Below are 16,687 nucleotides of genomic sequence, written 5' to 3'. Positions count from 1 at the left end.
AAAAAGAAAGTTTTTATGTGACAGGTTTTTAAGTTTATTCAAAGTTTTAATAATTAATTATCTATAGATATTTTTATTAAACATTAGATTTCTAGAAACCGATAATTGCAAAAAAAACCTCGACTAATCGAGGTTTTATATATTAAATAATGAAATCTTATTTCAGTTTACGCTTAACAGCTACTTCTGTAAATCCTTCGATAATATCGTCGATTTCGATTTCGTTGAATCCTTTTATTTGGATGCCACAATCGTAACCTTTTGCTACTTCTTTCACATCGTCTTTGAAACGTTTCAGTGCAATAATATCACCTGTGTGAATCACTACGTTGTCACGAATTACACGTACTTTATTTGCTCTTAGTATTTTACCATCAGTAATCATACATCCTGCAATAGTTCCTACTTTAGATATTTTGAAAAGCTCTCTAACTCCTGCAAGACCTGTAATTTCTTCTTTCATTTCTGGAGAAAGCATGCCTTCCATTGCATCACGTAAATCGTCGATTGCAGCGTAGATAATAGAATAATGACGAATGTCGATTTCTTCTTTATCGGCTAATTGCTTAGCATTTCCTGCTGGACGAACATTAAATCCAATAATAATAGCATCTGATGCAGAAGCCAACATAACGTCAGTTTCTGTAATTGCTCCAACTCCTTTATGAATAATGTTAATTTGTATTTCTGGTGTAGATAATTTTGAGAATGAATCTGATAATGCTTCTACCGAACCATCAACGTCTCCTTTAAGGATAATGTTTAATTCTTTAAATTGTCCAAGTGCGATACGACGTCCAATTTCATCAAGTGTAATATGACGTTGTACACGTACAGATTGCTCACGCATTAATTGCGTACGTTTTGCTGCAATTGCTTTTGCTTCTCTTTCATCGGCAAAAATATTGAATTTATCACCTGCTGTTGGCGCGCCAGCCAAACCTAATATAGATATTGGTGTTGACGGACCTGCTTCGGTAACATTATTTCCACGTTCATCTTGCATTGCTTTAATTTTTCCGTGGTTTTTACCTGCAAGAATATAATCTCCAACTCTCATTGTCCCTGCTTGAACTAGTACTGTTGATACATATCCACGACCTTTGTCTAGGAATGCTTCAACAACAGTACCTGTTGCTGGTTTATTTGGATTTGCTTTTAAGTCTAATACTTCTGCTTCAAGCAATACTTTTTCCAATAATTCTTTCATACCAATACCTGTTTTAGCAGATATATCTTGCGATTGGTATTTTCCTCCCCAGTCTTCAACTAGGAAATTCATTGCGGCTAATTTTTCCTTTATTTTTTCAGGATTAGCGTTTGGTTTGTCAACTTTATTGATAGCGAAAACAATTGGTACATTTGCCGCTTGTGCATGAGATATTGCTTCTTTTGTTTGAGGCATGATGTCATCATCGGCAGCAACTACAATAATTGCAATATCGGTAACTTGAGCACCACGGGCACGCATCGCAGTAAATGCTTCGTGACCTGGTGTATCTAAGAATGCGATTTTTTGACCATTTTCTAACTCTACTCCGTAAGCACCAATATGTTGTGTAATTCCTCCTGATTCTCCAGCAATTACGTTTGTTTTACGAACATAATCTAGTAAAGATGTTTTTCCGTGATCGACGTGACCCATAACGGTTACAATAGGTGCGCGATGAACTAATTCTTCTTCAGTATCTTCAACAACTACTATGTTCTCTTCTAGATCGGTAGTTATAAATTCTACTTCAAATCCAAACTCATCACAAACAATTGTTAGTGTTTCAGCATCTAAACGTTGGTTCATGGTAACCATGATTCCAAGTGACATACAAGTTCCAATTACTTTGGTAATTGGCACATCCATCATGGTAGCAACTTCACCAACGGTAACAAATTCTGTTACTTTGATAGTTTTGCTTCCGGCTTCGATATCCCTTTGCTCATCATCAGATTTCTGACGGTGTGTGTCTCTTTTGTCACGACGGTATTTTGCTGCTTTAGATTTGCTTCCTTTTCCTTGTAAACGTTCTAAAGTTTCTTTGATTTGGTTTTTTACTTCCTCTTCAGTTGGTTCAACTTTAGCTACAATAGCTGGTCTTGCTCCTTTTACGAAGCCTGGTTTATTTGCACGATTAAAACCACCGCCAGTTGCGTTTCCTCCGCCTGTGTTTGGTCTAATTAAGTTTGTTCCTGGTGTTCTAGGCGTTGCATTTGCTTCGCCTGGTTTAGTCGGAATTCTTTTGCGTTTATTTTTGTTTGCATTATTGTTATTTCCTGCACCTGCTGGTTTTACAGCGCCTTTGTTTGGTTCGATTACTTTTTTCGGTTTGTTAAACTGCGATAAATCGATAGTTTGACCTGAAAAAGTTGGTCCAGAAAGTTTTGTATATTTAGTTTCGTGTGTCTCATCAACTGGAGTTTCTTCAACTGAAGGTTTTGAAGTTACTTCTGGTGTTTTTTCGACAACTTGTTTTACTGTTTCTTTAACAGGCGCTTTAGCAATAGGAGTCTGTTTTACAGGTGTTTCTTTTGCTATGTTTTGTTTTGGTTGCTCTGTTTTTTCAGGAGTTTTTGCAACTGATTCTTCGGTTTTTGGTTCGGCTTTCACTTCTACTTTTGGTTCAGTTTTCACCTCTGCTTTTACTTCTGGAACAATAGTTGGTTTGATATTCGTTTTAGGCGATAAATCGATTGTTCCAACTTGTTTTGGCCCAGTTACAAAAGCTTTTGCTTTGATAACTTCTTGACGTTGACGATCTTCGTCTTGCTTGCGCTTTTCTTCTATTTCGTGTTCTCTTTCAACACGCAAAGCTTCTTTTTCTTTTCGCTTTTCTTCGCCAACTTCTTTTGAAGCATCTTTATTTCCTTTGTCTCCAGCAAATTGATTAGACAGGACATTATACACTTCGTCAGAGATTTTCGTATTAGGATTTGACTCAATTACGTGTCCTTTATCCTTTAGATAATCTACGGCTCTTTCTAACGAGATATTAAATTCCCTTAAAACTTTGTTTATTCTTATTGTACCTTCAGACATAAAATCTTTTTATATTATCTTTTTATTGTGGTATGCGTATGCTAATCAAGAATTTACTCTTCAAATTCTTCTTTCAATATTCTAACTACTTCAAGAATAGTTTCTTCTTCTAAATCGGTTCTTCTTACTAAGTCGTTTACATCTTGACTTAGGATGCTTTTTGCTGTATCTAAACCAATTTTTGCAAATTCTTCGATAACCCAAGCTTCGATTTCGTCTGAGAATTCTGTTAATTCTACATCATCATCGGCAGCTACAGTTCCTTCTCTAATCACATCAAGTTCATAGCCAGTTAATTGACCGGCAAGTTTGATGTTGTGTCCTCCACGTCCAATTGCTTTTGAAACTTCTTCTAGTTTCAAGAAAACTTCAGCACGTTTTGTTTCTTCATTAATTTTAATAGAAGATACTTTTGCAGGACTTAATGCTCTTGTAATGTATAATTGAGTATTCGTCGTATAATTAATAACATCTATATTTTCGTTTCCTAATTCGCGAACAATTCCGTGAATTCGTGATCCTTTCATTCCCACACAAGCACCAACTGGATCGATACGATCATCGTAAGAATCGACAGCTACTTTTGCTTTTTCACCAGGAATACGAACTACGTTTTTAACCATAATTAACCCGTCAAAAACTTCTGGAATTTCTTGTTCAAACAATTTTTCTAAAAACTTCTCCGAAGTTCTAGACATAATAATTTGAGGTTTATTTCCTTTTAATTCAACAGATTCAATAATTCCACGAACATTATCTCCTTTACGGAAAAAGTCAGACGGAATTTGTTTTTCTTTTGGTAAAATAATTTCATTTCCTTCGTCATCTACAAGAATTACTACTCTTGGGCGCACGTGATGAACTTCTCCGGTATATATATCTCCAATTAAATCTTTAAATTGTTTGTAAAGATTAGTGTTGTCATGTTCATGAATTTTTGAAATCAAATTTTGGCGCAATGCTAAAATAGCTCTTCTTCCAAGGTCGATTAATTTTACTTCTTCAGAAACTTCTTCGCCAATTTCGAAATCGGGTTCAATTTTTCTTGCATCAGTAAGTGTAATCTCAAGGTGATCTAAATCTAAATCATCATCAGCTACAATTACTCTTCTTTGCCAAATTTCCATATCACCTTTATCAGGATTGATAATGATATCAAAATTATCATCTGAACCGTATTTTTTCTTCAATGCGTTTCTAAACACATCTTCCAAAATCGCCATAAGCGTTGGGCGATCTATTGATTTGTCGTCCTTAAATTCCGAAAATGAATCTATTAATGCTAAATTCTCCATGCCAACTCGTTTAATTTAAAATATGATTATAACTATAGCTTCTTGAATATCCGCGTAAGCGATTTTTTCGTTATGCACTACTGTTTCTTTTCCTTTTCCTATCTTTTTTGGTTCTCTCGAACTCCATTCTACCGTAATATCTTCATCCGATACTTCTAAAAGCAAAGCTTCAATGGTTTGAGATGTAGTTTTTATTTTTAAAGTTCTTCCAATATTTTTTTTGTATTGACGAACTAACTTTAATGGTAATGAAACTCCAGCTGAAGCAACTTCTAAAGCAAAATCAACTTCTTCTCTATCTAAATTGTTATCGATTGCTCTACTAATATTGATGCAATCTTGTAATTGAACGCCATTATCGCCATCTAAAGTTATAACAATTTTGTTTGCATCGTTGATGTTTAAATCAATTAAAAACAAGCTTGGATATTCTGCCAAACCGCTTTCTAAAAGGTCTTTTACTTTTTCTTTAAATGTCATATTGTATAAAAAGAGGGAAGCAGTGCTTCCCTCATTATTTAGATAAACTGCTTAATAATGTGCAAATATACTACTTTTTTTTAATTTACGAAATTTTGATTTGTGTTAAATAATTCCCTATCTTTAATAAAGATTTAAATAGCAAACATTATCAAACCTAAAAACCAAATATTATGAAACGAATATTAGTTCCTACCGATTTTTCAGAAAATGCTGAACACGCTCTAAAAGTGGCTGCGCAAATTGCAAGAGATACAAACGGAGAAATTTTTTTAGTACACATGTTAGAGATTCCTTCGCAAATGGCAGACGCCGTGAGTGGTGGTGCAGCAATTCCAGAAATCGCCCTTTTTATAAATAAAGCGCACGAAAAATTAGAAGAAGTTTTGACTCGTGATTATCTGGAAGGGATTAAAGTAAGTGAAGCGGTTAAGCTCGAAAGTGCTTTTGAAGGAATTATAAAATCAAGTAAAAAACACGATATAGATCTTGTTGTAATGGGTTCCCACGGGACATCAGGTTTTCAAGAATTACTTATAGGTTCCACCACCGAAAAAATTGTAAGAACATCAGAAGCTCCAGTTTTAGTGATTAAACACGATACAAATAATTTTAAAACTGATCGTTTTGTGTTTGCTTCAGATTTTTCTAAAGAAGTAAAAAAACCATTCGAAAAAATTATTGCTTTTGCCAATGTTTTTGGATCGCACCTAGATTTAGTTATGATAAATACTCCGAATAGTTTTAAAACTTCTCATGCGGCACAAAAAATAATGAAAGAATTTGTTTCAGATTTTTCAATCACAAATTATTCGTTGCACATATATAATGATTCAAACATTGAAACTGGCGTTTTAAATTTCGCAAGTAGTGTCAATGCCGATTTAATAGGAATGTGCACACATGGAAGAACAAGTTTGTATCATTTCTTTAACGGAAGTATCAGCGAAGGTTTAGTAAATCATGCTAATAAACCAGTTTTGACTTTTAAAATATAATCGAAATATAAATATCGGTCTGATTTTAAATAAAAAACCCATAGTAAATTTGAAAATTCTCGATGTATTTTTTGTTATAAAACATATAAGTTGTTTACTTATTCATGTGTTGCATTTCGTATAAAAATGTATCTAAATCTACGTTTAACATAAGAAGTGACATCGCTTTATCTACGATATAACTTACATTTCCCGGTGTAAATCCTAATGCGAGTGTAAATTTAGTAAGAATTTCTTTTTGTTTAGGTCCAAGAATTTGATCTGCATACACCATTCTAGATAAATCGTACAAACGCTCTAATCTTTGTGAGTGTAAAACTGGAGGATTAATAGGGTATTTTAGAGGGTTTTCTAAAATTTCTTCATATTCGGCATCAGAAATCTCTAAACGTGTTTTTAGTTTGTCTAAAAATTGTTTTTCTTCTGCACTCAAATTACCATCGGCAATTGCTACACGAACAATGGCAGAAAAATGACCTTTATTTCTTGTTTTAAATTCGCTATCGAATAAATCTGAAAAAGACATAATATTTGTTTTAATTTATACAAATATACTCATTTCTTCATTTTTTTGAAATCATTTTTAAAATACTTTAACAGAGAAACAAATTTTAAAAACAGATAAATAAAAAATAATTTGTAAGTTTGGTAATCCCAAAATCTATTGTTATGTCTGAATTCTGGTTATATTTTAATATCGGCTTAAAACATGTGCTCAATATAAGCGCTTACGATCATGTTTTATTTCTAATTGCACTAACCGTTCCTTACGCTTTCAAAGACTGGAGAAGATTACTACTTCTCATTTCACTTTTTACATTAGGACACACATTAGCATTAATCCTTTCTTTATTTGGTGTGGTTTATATTAAAGCCAATCTGATAGAATTTATAATTCCCATAACAATCCTCTTGGTAGCATTATTCAACCTTTTTACAGCAGGAAAAAATAACAAAGGCGAAGGAATTAGCCTCTTAGCTTTTATAACATTATTCTTCGGAATCATTCACGGATTAGGGTTTTCTAACTATTTCAAAACTATTTTACCAGGTAACGCAACCGATAAACTATTGCCACTATCGGAATTTGCTTTAGGAATAGAAACCGCTCAAATAATAGTCGTTTTTGTCATTCTAATTATCTCTTATATAGTGCAAACTGTTTTCAGATTTTCCAAAAGAGACTGGACACTCGTTATGTCGGCATTTATAATAGGAGTAGTCATTCCGTTAATCATTCAAAGTCCAGTTTGGAGTAGATAATTTATTTTTAGGAGCGAAAAGCTTGGGTGTTTTTGCAAATCGTATTCCTTCTTTCCATTACAATCTCGCCTCGTCCGAAAAAGACGAGACGAGGATTTTCATTTCAAACGAAGTTCACTGAACTCCATAAAAATAGAAACCAAGTGAAGTAATAAGGGATATTAGAGCAACCATTTTAACCTCAGTAAACTAAAAAATAGTTAAATATTCTCAATTAACATTTCAACTCAAAAAATGATTTACTTTTGTCTCGTTCAAAAAACGAGATGAAAGAGAAAAAACAAAACAAATACGATAAAGCCTATTTGCGATTAGCAAAAGAATGGGGCAAACTTTCCTATTGCAAGCGCAAGCAAGTTGGCGCGATTATTGTACGAGATAGAATGATAATTTCCGATGGTTACAACGGTTCTCCATCAGGTTTCGAAAATTGTTGCGAAGACGAAGAAGGACTCACTAAGTGGTATGTGCTTCACGCCGAAGCAAATGCGATACTAAAAGTAGCCCGATCGACACAGACTTGCGAAGGTGCTACTTTATACATTACGCTTTCGCCATGCAAAGAATGTAGCAAACTAATACACCAATCGGGAATAAAAAGAGTTGTGTATATGGAAGGTTATAAAGACAATTCAGGGTTAGAATTCCTAGAAAAAGCAGGCGTTCAGGTAGATTGGATTCAAGAAATTGAATAAACAATACATTTTCTAAATGAAAGTTGATAAAGTATATTTTCCGTTATTCATTTTTGCCGCAATAGCGGTTGGATTTTTGTTGGGCGGTATTTTTGTTAGAATTCCAGTTTCGACAAAGCTAAATACTGAGAATCAATCCAAACAAAAACTCAACAAACTGATCGATTTTATAAATGACGAATATGTAGATAATGTAAATACCGATTCGATTGTAGACCAAACCGTAAACGGAATTTTAGGTAAACTCGATCCACATTCAGTTTATATTGCAAGTAATGAAGCACAAGGTGTTGCCGAAAGCATGAAGGGTGATTTTGTAGGTATTGGCGTTAACTTTTTTGTAAATAATGACACCATCGCAGTCATCAAACCTGTAGAAGGCGGACCTTCAGAAAAAGCAGGAATCAAGGCTGGTGACAGAATTTTATCGGCCAATAACGAAAAGCTTTTTGGTAAAAAAATTACCACCGAAAAGCTATATTCAAAGCTAAAAGGAGAGCCAAACTCCGAAGTAATTCTGACAGTTTTTAGAAAATCGACAAACAAAAAATTCAATCTGAAAGTAATCCGCAATGTTATCCCTCTAAAAAGCGTCGATATTGCTATCATGCTCACTAAAAAAACAGGGTATATAAAGTTGAATCGCTTTTCTGAAACAACGTATAAGGAATTTAAAATTGGTTTAAATAAACTAAAAAAACAAGGTGCAAATTCGCTAGTTATCGATCTACGAGACAATGGTGGTGGCTATCTTGATCAAGCGGTTTCTATTGCTGATGAATTCTTGAAAGACAAAAAACTCATTGTTTTTACTAAAAACAAGAAAAAACGTATCGATAAAACTTTTGCTACAAGCGATGGTGTTTTCGAGAATGGAAAAGTCACTTTACTAATCAACGAAAATTCGGCTTCGGCAAGCGAAATTCTAGCTGGCGCGATACAAGATAATGATAGAGGTTTGGTCGTTGGCCGTCGCTCTTTTGGGAAAGGATTGGTGCAACGAGAAATGCCTTTCGAAGACGGAAGCACCGTGAGATTAACTATTGCGAGATATTATACGCCAACTGGACGTTCTATTCAGAAGTCATACCAAGACGGAAACGAAGAATACCTTAACGAGTTTATGAACCGTTACAAAAACGGCGAATTGTATGCTAAAGACAGTATAAAAATTGCTGATCCTTTAAAGTTTAAAACTCCAAAAGGCAGAATTGTATATGGCGGTGGCGGTATTGTACCCGATGTTTTTGTTTCGTTAGAATCTACAAAAGGGAACGAAATAATCCCTATGATTATGCAATCTGGATTGGTTTCTAATTTTGTTTTTAAAGAATTAGACCGTCACAGAAACCAGTTTTCTAACCTGACTTTTGCCCAAATTATCACTAAAATAGAAGGTTCGGATTTGTATTACAATAGTTTCAAAAAAATGTTTGAATTGAATGATTCGTTTATCGATTTAGATTCGAGCAAAAACTACATCAAACGTTATATTTCGGCCGAGTTTTGTCGACAATTATTAGGCGAAAGCCAGTATTATCAGGTTGTACTAAAAGATGATGTGATGGTAAAGGAAGCTTTGAAGAATTAAAGGTTTTTGGGTTAAGATTTTTAAATAGAATAAAATGAATTTAGAAGATAAATTATCAGCAGGAAAAGGTGATGCTTTATATTCAGAAGTACTTATAAAAGGGAAAAACGTTTCTGTTAGGGAGATATTGAGACTATTGGCTCATGGAGGTGGAGGTTCGGAGAAAGAAATTCTGCAAAAATTTCCAGAATTAACAAAGGGAGATATTTTAACTTCTTATGAATATGCTTTTGAATTAATTGGAGCAATTGAATTTAAAAAAGCAATGTCATTAATTGAGAAAGTTGTTATTAAACGGAATGCTATGGTTGAAAAGATAAGATTATTAAAAGGGACTAATTTATTTGGTAAATATTAGAACTTGAATACCAAAAATTAAAGCACAATCGCATAACAGTAGTTTTATTGGTTTTTTTTTAAATTTTTGAAGTTTTTTTTATACTTCTAATCGTTTAAATAAAAACCTACTCCCTCACACTATCATGAACATGCGTTTCAATACCATTATTCCATAAAGTAAGAATATCGGTAGCAACTGCAGCACCACTTCCGGCGGCAATCGCAAGCTGACTTCGGTGTCCGGCTAAAGAGCCAACAACATAAATTCCGTCAGCTACTTTTTGATCCGTATTTTTTAGTTGAATTCTGTTTTTATCTGCCAATGACTTATTGTGGGGTTCAATATATTGTTGTAAACCTTCAATCGAGAATAAGCTTGAAGAACCTATTCCTATTACAATAATTCTAGTTTGGTACGTGTTTTTATTGGTAACAATCACAAAATTCCCCGCTTCGCCAGCCACAGAAACGACTTTTTCGGTTTCTATTTGCGTAACATGAGGATAATTTTCTTGTAATTGCGTAGTGGTTTCGGTAAGGATTTCAGAACCTAATTTTCCAGAATGAATACCATAAGCATTGTAAAAAATAGCATCTTGAAGCGATGATGATTTTTGGTGTGTAATAATGGCAATTTTTTTGTCCTGAGCAAAAGCCTTTTTGTGAGCAGAACCTAAAACCAAAGCGCAAGAAACACCCGAAACGCCTCCGCCAATAATTAAAACATCAAACATTTATTGATTTTTTAATTTCTCTTCGATAGATTTAGACAATCTAAAAATAAGTAAAATAACTACAGCGCAAACTATGGCAATAATTCCTATAATCGCAATCAGACTTTCGCCTTCCAATAAATTACTAAAATCGAGTCTAGTAAAATTGATGCCGATAAAAATAGTAGCTAATGCAATAATGATATAAGTAAAGATTTTCATATGAAATTATTTATAGGTCAAAAATACTAAAATTTCGGTTAAAGAAACAAGCCTTTAACATTAGCTGCGAATAATTTAACAGCAATAGCTAATAAAACGACGCCAAACACTTTTCTAATGATTCCCAAACCAGTAACGCCTAACATTTTTTCGATTTTAGAAGACGATTTCAAAACCGCATAAACCAAAATAATGTTTAGTAAAATTGCAATAATAATATTAATAGTATGAAACTGAGATTTCAGCGACAGCAAAGTTGTCATCGTTCCCGCACCAGCAATTAGCGGAAAAGCAATAGGTACAATCGAAGCCGTTTTTGCTTCTTCATCTCGGTATAATCGAATACCTAAAATCATTTCTAATGCCAGAAAAAACAAGACAAACGAACCTGCGACAGCAAAAGAATTAACATCAATTCCTATCAGATGTAGCAATTCTTCACCCACAAAAAGAAACGTAATCATGATAAACATCGCAACAATCGAAGCTTTTTCAGAGTGAATATGCCCCACTTTACTGCGTAAATCTACAATCACAGGAATACTTCCAATAATATCAATCACGGCAAACAAAACCATACTTACCGTTACAATTTCCTTCCAGCTAATTTCGAACATAATCACTATTTTTATTTTACAAAAGTACAATTAAATTTTCTTTGCTGACTGTAGTTATAATGATGTTTTTCTTCGTTTATCTCTGTGTAAACTTTGTGATTCTTCATATAATAACTATAACAAAAGACTGGCAAAGCAAGCTGAGTATTTATAATAAATTTTTGTAACTCAAAAAGTTTAAACTACCTTTGCAAAATGTTTCAACTAGGTAAAACAATCGTATCGGAAGACATTCTTCAAAAAGAATTTGTATGCAACTTATCAGCGTGTAAAGGCGCTTGTTGTGTCGATGGCGATGCTGGCGCGCCATTACTTGATGAGGAAACTAAAATTCTAGAAGAAATTTACCCAAAGATAAAGCACTTACTACGACCAGAAGGGATTGCCGCAATTGAAGCGCTAGGAACCTGGCATATTGGAGTCGATGGAGGTCAAGAAACTCCGCTTATTGACGAGAAAGATTGTGCTTATGTCATTTTTGATGGTAAAACGGCACTTTGCGGAATCGAACAAGCTTACAATCAAGGAATAATCGATTGGAAAAAACCGGTTTCTTGTCATTTGTATCCAATTCGTGTTAAAGATTTTACCGAATTTGCAGCTGTAAATTACGACAAATGGGATATTTGTTCTCCAGCCTGCTCATTAGGAAAAGAACTCGAAGTTCCAGTATATAAATTTGTAAAAGAAGCACTTATTCGTCGCTTTGGCCAAAACTGGTATGCCGAACTAGAGAAGGTTGCCGAAGAACTAAAAAACGAATAGTTTTTGGTTTTTAGAGCTAAAAATAAATCCCTTATTTTACAATACCTTACCTTTTTTTTCGTTTTTAAGTAATTGAATTACAGTTATTTATTAATTTTACAGAAAGTGTTTACAAAACTATGCTTTGTTAAAAACTCAAGGCAATTGTGAATAACTATCTCTTTCATTTACAGATTCAAATTCCAATCTTTGTAAACCAAAATCGATACAAAATCAATTTTTATAATACAATAAAAACCAACAAACTATGTCTTTCGTAGAACCAATTTTACAAGAAAACAAAAATCGCTTTGTGATTTTTCCGATAAAACACCACGATATTTGGGAATGGTACAAAAAAATGGAAGCTAGTTTCTGGACTGCTGAGGAAATCGACTTGTCTCAAGATTTAAACGATTGGAATAACAAATTATCTGATGACGAACGTTATTTTGTAAAACATATTTTAGCATTTTTCGCTGCGTCGGACGGAATTGTGAACGAAAATCTGGCCGAAAACTTCGTAAATGAAGTGCAATATGCTGAAGCGAAATTCTTTTATGGTTTTCAAATCATGATGGAAAATATTCATTCTGAAACATATTCATTATTAATCGATACTTATGTAAAAGATGAAACTGAAAAAGATGAATTATTTAATGCCTTAGAAGTTTTTCCAGCCATCAAGAAAAAAGCAGATTGGGCTTTGAAATGGATAGAATCTGATTCGTTTGCAGAGCGTTTAATTGCTTTTGCAGCAGTTGAAGGAATCTTTTTTTCGGGTGCGTTTTGCTCAATTTATTGGTTGAAAAAACGTGGGTTAATGCCAGGATTAACCTTTTCGAACGAATTAATTTCTCGTGACGAAGGTGTTCATTGCGATTTTGCAGTGCATTTGCATAACCATCATTTAGTTAACAAAGTGCCAAAAGAAAGAATTAGAAGTATTATTGTTGATGCTTTAAATATTGAAAGAGAATTTATTACGGAATCTTTACCAGTTTCATTAATTGGTATGAATGCTGTGCTAATGACGCAATATTTAGAATTTGTTGCTGACAGATTACTCGTAGAATTAGGTTGTGATAGAGAATACAACACATCAAATCCTTTCGATTTTATGGATATGATTTCGTTGCAAGGAAAAACGAACTTCTTCGAGAAGAAAGTAGCAGAATACCAAAAAGCAGGCGTCATGAATACCGATTCTGAAGCACAAAAAATTAGTTTTGATGCTGATTTTTAAATAAAATAATACAACCAAACCAAATAAATACCGAAATTTTCAGTAAAGCCCCCAAATCTGAAAATTAGCTTAGCCCCGATAGCAGTGGAAATCCTTTTGTCTCGTTTTTTTGGAACGAGACAAAAGATTGAAGCGAATAGCGGGATTGGCTTCCCAAAAAAAATGAGAATCGATAACAATCGTGAGATTGCTTCGTTTCTTACAATGACAGATTACAAATAACCCGAAACTGCAAAGGGATTTGCTTTTTCACAAAACAAACAAATTATGTACGTAGTAAAAAGAGATGGGCACAAAGAGCCTGTAATGTTCGACAAAATCACAGAAAGAATTAAAAAACTGTGTTACGGATTGAATGATTTAGTAGATGCTGTAAAAGTAGCTATGCGAGTAATTGAGGGGCTTTACGATGGTGTTTCGACATCAGAATTAGACAATTTAGCGGCAGAAACTGCGGCTTCTATGACCATTGCACACCCAGATTACGCGCAACTAGCGGCGAGAATTGCGATTTCGAACTTACACTCTAATACGAACAAATCTTTCTCGGAAACGATGAACGAAATGTATCATTACGTGAATCCTAGAAATGGACAAGAAGCACCATTGTTGTCGGAAGAAGTACATAATGTTATTCAAGAAAATGCTGAGTTTTTAAATTCACACATTATATATACAAGAGATTTTAATTACGATTATTTTGGTTTCAAAACCCTAGAACGTTCTTATTTGTTGAAAATAAACGGAAAAATAGTTGAACGCCCGCAACACATGTTAATGCGTGTTTCGGTTGGAATTCACCTAAATGATTTAAAATCGGTAATAGAAACTTACGACTTAATGTCTAAAAAGTTTTTCACACACGCTACACCAACATTATTTAATGCAGGAACACCAAAACCGCAAATGTCATCTTGTTTCCTTTTGGCAATGCAAGACGATAGTATCGACGGAATTTACGACACCTTAAAACAAACGGCTAAAATCTCACAATCAGCGGGTGGAATTGGACTTTCTATTCACAATGTTCGCGCAACAGGTTCTTACATTCGTGGAACTAACGGAACATCGAACGGAATTGTTCCAATGCTACGTGTTTTCAACGATACCGCTCGTTATGTAGATCAAGGTGGAGGAAAGCGTAAAGGAAGTTTTGCAATTTATATAGAAACTTGGCATGCAGATATTTTCGACTTCTTGGATTTGAAAAAAAATACAGGAAAAGAGGAAATGCGTGCGAGAGATTTATTTTTCGCGATGTGGACATCAGATTTATTCATGAAGCGTGTCGAAGAAAACGGTAATTGGACCTTAATGTGTCCTAACGAATGTCCAGGATTATACGATGTGCACGGCGAAGAATTCGAAAAAATGTACACCGATTACGAAAAAGCAGGAAAAGGAAGAAAAACGATCAAAGCACATGAATTGTGGGAAAAAATTCTAGAATCACAAATTGAAACTGGAACGCCATACATGTTGTACAAAGATGCTGCAAATCGTAAATCAAACCAAAAAAATCTAGGAACCATTCGGTCGTCGAATTTGTGTACCGAGATTATGGAATATACATCGAAAGACGAAATTGCCGTTTGTAACTTGGCTTCATTATCGTTACCAATGTTCGTTGAAAATGGAAAATTCAACCACGATTTACTATTTACGGTAACCAAACGAGTGACTAGAAATTTGAATAAAGTTATTGACAGGAATTATTATCCCGTAATTGAAGGAGAAAATTCTAACAAACGCCATCGTCCAATTGGTTTGGGAGTGCAAGGTTTGGCTGATGCTTTCATTATGCTACGTTTACCGTTTACAAGTGATGATGCAAAAAAACTGAATCAAGAAATTTTCGAAACGTTATATTTCGCAGCCGTAACCGCATCTATGGAAATGGCAATCGAAGAAGGCCCATATTCTACTTTTGAAGGATCACCTATTTCTAAAGGAGAATTCCAATATAATATGTGGGGAATGAAAGACGAAGAACTTTCTGGTCGTTGGGATTGGGTAAGTTTGCGTAAAGAAGTAATGAAAAATGGAGTTCGTAACTCACTTTTGGTTGCGCCAATGCCAACAGCTTCAACTTCTCAAATTTTAGGAAATAACGAAGCTTTCGAACCTTATACTTCAAATATATACACACGTCGTGTTTTATCTGGCGAATTTATTGTAGTAAACAAGCATTTATTGAACGATTTAGTAGAACGTGGCTTGTGGACAGAAGATTTGAAACAACAATTAATGCGTGAAAATGGTTCTGTTCAGAATTTGAATATTCCGCAAGATCTGAAAGAATTGTACAAAACTGTTTGGGAAATGTCTATGAAAGACATTATCGATATGTCACGTCACAGAGGATATTTCGTAGATCAATCACAGTCGTTAAACCTGTTTATGCAAGACGCCAATTACTCGAAATTAACATCGATGCACTTTTACGCTTGGAAATCAGGCTTAAAAACTGGAATGTATTATTTGAGAACAAAAGCGGCTGTCGATGCGATAAAATTCACATTAAACAACGACAAAAAAGCCGAGCCCATTGCTGCTATCGAAGTAAAAGAGCAACCAGTTTTAGCTGAGGTCGAAGTAGTAACTACCGCAATGACAAACGAAGAATACCGAGCCATGATCGAACTAGCCAAAAATGCTGGTCCAGAAGATTGTGAAATGTGTGGATCGTAGTAGTCAATTGAACATTAAAAATAATTACAGCTGTCAAATTTGATGGCTGTAATTATTTTAGGAGCTAATCCCGCTTTACGTTACAATCTTTTTTTCGGCGAAAAGCCTCAAAAAAGGATTTTCACTGCAATCGGGGCTAAAAAAAATATTTTATTTTGGTCAAAATGAACAAATCAAATAATTAAACTTAAAATACTAAAATGCAGACCATAACCCGTACATCATCTCAAAATGCAGATTTCAAAAACCTAATACTATTACTCGACCAAGTATTGAAGATTGTTGATGGAGAAGAACATGCCTACTTTGATCAGTACAATCAGATTGATAGCATAAACAATGTGGTGGTTTGTTATGAAAATGGCATCGCAATAGGTTGTGGAGCATTCAAAGAATACGAACTTGGAATTGCAGAAATAAAAAGAATGTTTGTACATGAAGAGTATCGTGGAAAAGGAATTGCTTCTGCTATTTTATCAGAATTAGAGCTTTGGGCAAAAGAATTAAACTATGTTGCTTGTATACTCGATACCAATAAAGCACTAACAAATGCTGTAGCACTATATAAAAAATCAGGATATTCTATAACAGAAAATTACGGACAGTATATAGGAATAGAATGTAGCATATGCATGAAGAAAGTTTTAAAATAAATATAGTTTGAAAAGATTTGTAACTCTCTGAAAAGCAATAAAAAAGAATTTTTACTTTCCTATTTGCATTTAAAATAAATAATCGTACTTTTGCACTCCCTTTATTGGG

Annotated in this window: 16 protein-coding genes; 9 read left to right on the top strand and 7 right to left on the bottom strand. The window is 34.1% G+C overall.

Translation table 11 applies throughout. The features are described from left to right. Positions 1-157: 157 nt before the first annotated feature. Genes infB through rimP form a run of 3 tightly spaced genes read right to left on the bottom strand, consistent with a single transcriptional unit; the run spans position 158 to position 4,806 of the window. The gene (infB, locus tag ACH2BP_RS09195; protein ID WP_395059171.1) at positions 158-3,031 is read right to left on the bottom strand and encodes a translation initiation factor IF-2; all 2,874 of its coding nucleotides are present in this window, start codon (positions 3,029-3,031) and stop codon (positions 158-160) included. Between the two features lie 53 nt (positions 3,032-3,084). Further along, positions 3,085-4,326 carry a transcription termination factor NusA gene (gene nusA / locus ACH2BP_RS09190; protein WP_395059169.1) on the bottom strand — a complete coding sequence of 414 codons (1,242 nt, stop codon included), beginning with the start codon at positions 4,324-4,326 and terminating at the stop codon, positions 3,085-3,087. Between the two features lie 15 nt (positions 4,327-4,341). Then, positions 4,342-4,806 carry a ribosome assembly cofactor RimP gene (gene rimP / locus ACH2BP_RS09185; protein WP_395059167.1) on the bottom strand — a complete coding sequence of 155 codons (465 nt, stop codon included), beginning with the start codon at positions 4,804-4,806 and terminating at the stop codon, positions 4,342-4,344. A 173-nt stretch (positions 4,807-4,979) separates the two neighbouring features. Between rimP and ACH2BP_RS09180 the strand changes: the two genes are divergently transcribed. Then, positions 4,980-5,804 carry a universal stress protein gene (locus tag ACH2BP_RS09180; protein WP_395059165.1) on the top strand — a complete coding sequence of 275 codons (825 nt, stop codon included), beginning with the start codon at positions 4,980-4,982 and terminating at the stop codon, positions 5,802-5,804. A 94-nt stretch (positions 5,805-5,898) separates the two neighbouring features. Here ACH2BP_RS09180 and ACH2BP_RS09175 read toward each other — a convergent pair whose 3' ends face one another. Further along, positions 5,899-6,330, bottom strand: a complete 432-nt coding sequence (locus ACH2BP_RS09175; RefSeq protein WP_395059163.1) for a TerB family tellurite resistance protein — start codon at positions 6,328-6,330, stop codon at positions 5,899-5,901. Positions 6,331-6,473: 143 nt separating this feature from the next. On the opposite strand from ACH2BP_RS09175, the gene ACH2BP_RS09170 reads away from it, so the two are divergent. From ACH2BP_RS09170 to ACH2BP_RS09155, 4 genes are all read left to right on the top strand, one after another. Further along, positions 6,474-7,067: a HupE/UreJ family protein gene (locus tag ACH2BP_RS09170; protein WP_395059161.1), complete on the top strand. Its 594-nt coding sequence runs from the start codon at positions 6,474-6,476 to the stop codon at positions 7,065-7,067. Between the two features lie 266 nt (positions 7,068-7,333). Beyond that, positions 7,334-7,762, top strand: a complete 429-nt coding sequence (locus ACH2BP_RS09165) for a deoxycytidylate deaminase (protein WP_395059159.1) — start codon at positions 7,334-7,336, stop codon at positions 7,760-7,762. Positions 7,763-7,778: 16 nt separating this feature from the next. Continuing rightward, positions 7,779-9,353, top strand: coding sequence for a S41 family peptidase (locus tag ACH2BP_RS09160; RefSeq protein WP_395059157.1), 1,575 nt, complete (start codon positions 7,779-7,781; stop codon positions 9,351-9,353). Between the two features lie 34 nt (positions 9,354-9,387). Beyond that, on the top strand, positions 9,388-9,711 hold the full coding sequence (locus ACH2BP_RS09155; RefSeq protein ID WP_395059155.1) for a DUF433 domain-containing protein: 324 nt from the start codon (positions 9,388-9,390) through the stop codon (positions 9,709-9,711). 106 nt (positions 9,712-9,817) lie between these two features. Here the strand turns inward: ACH2BP_RS09155 and ACH2BP_RS09150 are convergent, their stop codons facing one another. Genes ACH2BP_RS09150 through ACH2BP_RS09140 form a run of 3 tightly spaced genes read right to left on the bottom strand, consistent with a single transcriptional unit; the run spans position 9,818 to position 11,244 of the window. Further along, a complete protein-coding gene (locus tag ACH2BP_RS09150; protein WP_395059153.1) occupies positions 9,818-10,426 on the bottom strand; it encodes an FAD-dependent oxidoreductase in 609 nt (202 codons plus the stop codon). Continuing rightward, positions 10,427-10,627, bottom strand: coding sequence for a hypothetical protein (locus ACH2BP_RS09145; protein WP_395059151.1), 201 nt, complete (start codon positions 10,625-10,627; stop codon positions 10,427-10,429). It lies immediately after the preceding gene. A gap of 38 nt (positions 10,628-10,665) precedes the next feature. Continuing rightward, positions 10,666-11,244, bottom strand: a complete 579-nt coding sequence (locus tag ACH2BP_RS09140; protein ID WP_395059149.1) for a MarC family protein — start codon at positions 11,242-11,244, stop codon at positions 10,666-10,668. 195 nt (positions 11,245-11,439) lie between these two features. On the opposite strand from ACH2BP_RS09140, the gene ACH2BP_RS09135 reads away from it, so the two are divergent. The 4 genes from ACH2BP_RS09135 to ACH2BP_RS09120 all read left to right on the top strand — a co-directional run bounded on the left by ACH2BP_RS09135 (position 11,440) and on the right by ACH2BP_RS09120 (position 16,578). Then, positions 11,440-12,009: a DUF3109 family protein gene (locus tag ACH2BP_RS09135; RefSeq protein ID WP_395059147.1), complete on the top strand. Its 570-nt coding sequence runs from the start codon at positions 11,440-11,442 to the stop codon at positions 12,007-12,009. A 247-nt stretch (positions 12,010-12,256) separates the two neighbouring features. Continuing rightward, positions 12,257-13,234, top strand: coding sequence for a ribonucleotide-diphosphate reductase subunit beta (locus tag ACH2BP_RS09130; protein ID WP_395059145.1), 978 nt, complete (start codon positions 12,257-12,259; stop codon positions 13,232-13,234). 267 nt (positions 13,235-13,501) lie between these two features. Further along, positions 13,502-15,925 carry a ribonucleoside-diphosphate reductase subunit alpha gene (locus ACH2BP_RS09125; protein ID WP_395059143.1) on the top strand — a complete coding sequence of 808 codons (2,424 nt, stop codon included), beginning with the start codon at positions 13,502-13,504 and terminating at the stop codon, positions 15,923-15,925. A 200-nt stretch (positions 15,926-16,125) separates the two neighbouring features. Continuing rightward, positions 16,126-16,578: a GNAT family N-acetyltransferase gene (locus tag ACH2BP_RS09120; protein ID WP_395059141.1), complete on the top strand. Its 453-nt coding sequence runs from the start codon at positions 16,126-16,128 to the stop codon at positions 16,576-16,578. The last annotated feature ends 109 nt before the right edge of the window (positions 16,579-16,687 follow it).

This window comes from Flavobacterium sp. (assembly GCF_043756175.1).
GTDB lineage: Bacteria > Bacteroidota > Bacteroidia > Flavobacteriales > Flavobacteriaceae > Flavobacterium.
This window is presented reverse-complemented; position numbering and strand designations above follow the sequence as displayed.

Coding starts and splice junctions, on each gene's coding strand:
- infB (WP_395059171.1), bottom strand. CDS start 3,031: ATGTCTGAAGGTACAATAAGAATAAACAAAGTTTTAAGGGAATTTAAT.
- nusA (WP_395059169.1), bottom strand. CDS start 4,326: ATGGAGAATTTAGCATTAATAGATTCATTTTCGGAATTTAAGGACGAC.
- rimP (WP_395059167.1), bottom strand. CDS start 4,806: ATGACATTTAAAGAAAAAGTAAAAGACCTTTTAGAAAGCGGTTTGGCA.
- ACH2BP_RS09180 (WP_395059165.1), top strand. CDS start 4,980: ATGAAACGAATATTAGTTCCTACCGATTTTTCAGAAAATGCTGAACAC.
- ACH2BP_RS09175 (WP_395059163.1), bottom strand. CDS start 6,330: ATGTCTTTTTCAGATTTATTCGATAGCGAATTTAAAACAAGAAATAAA.
- ACH2BP_RS09170 (WP_395059161.1), top strand. CDS start 6,474: ATGTCTGAATTCTGGTTATATTTTAATATCGGCTTAAAACATGTGCTC.
- ACH2BP_RS09165 (WP_395059159.1), top strand. CDS start 7,334: ATGAAAGAGAAAAAACAAAACAAATACGATAAAGCCTATTTGCGATTA.
- ACH2BP_RS09160 (WP_395059157.1), top strand. CDS start 7,779: ATGAAAGTTGATAAAGTATATTTTCCGTTATTCATTTTTGCCGCAATA.
- ACH2BP_RS09155 (WP_395059155.1), top strand. CDS start 9,388: ATGAATTTAGAAGATAAATTATCAGCAGGAAAAGGTGATGCTTTATAT.
- ACH2BP_RS09150 (WP_395059153.1), bottom strand. CDS start 10,426: ATGTTTGATGTTTTAATTATTGGCGGAGGCGTTTCGGGTGTTTCTTGC.
- ACH2BP_RS09145 (WP_395059151.1), bottom strand. CDS start 10,627: ATGAAAATCTTTACTTATATCATTATTGCATTAGCTACTATTTTTATC.
- ACH2BP_RS09140 (WP_395059149.1), bottom strand. CDS start 11,244: ATGTTCGAAATTAGCTGGAAGGAAATTGTAACGGTAAGTATGGTTTTG.
- ACH2BP_RS09135 (WP_395059147.1), top strand. CDS start 11,440: ATGTTTCAACTAGGTAAAACAATCGTATCGGAAGACATTCTTCAAAAA.
- ACH2BP_RS09130 (WP_395059145.1), top strand. CDS start 12,257: ATGTCTTTCGTAGAACCAATTTTACAAGAAAACAAAAATCGCTTTGTG.
- ACH2BP_RS09125 (WP_395059143.1), top strand. CDS start 13,502: ATGTACGTAGTAAAAAGAGATGGGCACAAAGAGCCTGTAATGTTCGAC.
- ACH2BP_RS09120 (WP_395059141.1), top strand. CDS start 16,126: ATGCAGACCATAACCCGTACATCATCTCAAAATGCAGATTTCAAAAAC.